Here is a 1091-nt window from a genome sequence, read left to right on the forward strand (position 1 = left end):
TGTAATTTTGAACACCGTGTAGACGGTGGGGTATTAAACCCACAAAGAAAATGATAACTTTTTTCACATATCCAGAATTCTGAGGGATTACAATTTTTTTTGGTGAGACAAAACCCTGGACCATCCGGTTAGCAATATGTACGACAGGAACTTCTTTTACTTCTTCTCTAGGTCGCCAATAGTCTAATACTTCTTGAGTAGATGAGTCGCAAAATAAACATATTTCTCGATTAATTCTATGTCCGGCTTCCCCATATTCTGGATGTGGTTTGATAAATACTTTTGTGGCATTCATCCCAATAATAGAAAACAACTTTTCTTGAGGTTTTCCAGGTGATTCTATCCACCAAACTTCTCCACCCCAGTTATAGTAAAGTTGTTTACCATGATTCTCTCTATAAAAATTTAAGTTATCAAATTCATAGTCATTAAAATATTCATCCATGATTAACTCCAGCTTTCTATAGCAGTCCTATTTTATTTGTGTATAAAAATCTTACCGCTTTTAGGGAACAGGGAACAGGGAACAGGGAACAGGGAACAGGTAGAAGTTTCAGTTTTTTTATCTACTTTTTGATTTGTCACAACTTATTTAGGATTGCTATATAAGTTATTTTTGTAGTAATTGATCGTTGCTTATTGACTATTTAGTAATTAAAATTAGCTCTGAATTATAATTTTATCTTTCACATTTAAAGTATGTCTGAAAAGTTAGACGAAAAAACAAAAAAAAATCAAGCTGATAGCTGATAACTGAATGCTAATTGCTATATTATGATAGACAAAACATTATATCAGCAAACGAATGGTCAATCTCACCAAAAAACTCCTGGAAGCAAAAGACTGGGTTAAAGTGCGTGCTAGTACCGACGCTCAACAATCTTTTCTGACTTGGCAGGGTTCGGTTTATGCCTTTATTCCTGGGGAACCGAAACAGCATTTGTTCCAAATAGTAGGGATGAGTGTGGCCAGATGTGTTCCGAGGTCGGAGGGAGGTTGGGATTTTACTTCTAGGGAACTAACATTTTATCTTGACCCCTGTTTCGGGGTCAAGATAAAATGTTAGTTCCCTAGAAGTAAAATCCCAACCA

The 1091-nt window shown here is 35.6% G+C and carries 2 protein-coding genes; one reads left to right on the plus strand and one right to left on the minus strand.

All coding sequences use genetic code 11. The annotated features are described in order from the left end of the window. The coding region (locus tag F6K13_RS34420) for a DUF1838 family protein (RefSeq protein WP_287290129.1) at positions 1-445 on the minus strand (445 nt) is incomplete at its 3' end. A gap of 360 nt (positions 446-805) precedes the next feature. On the opposite strand from F6K13_RS34420, the gene F6K13_RS34425 reads away from it, so the two are divergent. Beyond that, on the plus strand, positions 806-1066 hold the full coding sequence (locus F6K13_RS34425; RefSeq protein ID WP_287290131.1) for a DUF1838 family protein: 261 nt from the start codon (positions 806-808) through the stop codon (positions 1064-1066). Positions 1067-1091: the final 25 nt, after the last annotated feature.

Source organism: Okeania sp. SIO2B9 (assembly GCF_010672505.1).
GTDB classification, from domain to species: Bacteria; Cyanobacteriota; Cyanobacteriia; order Cyanobacteriales; family Microcoleaceae; genus Okeania; species Okeania hirsuta.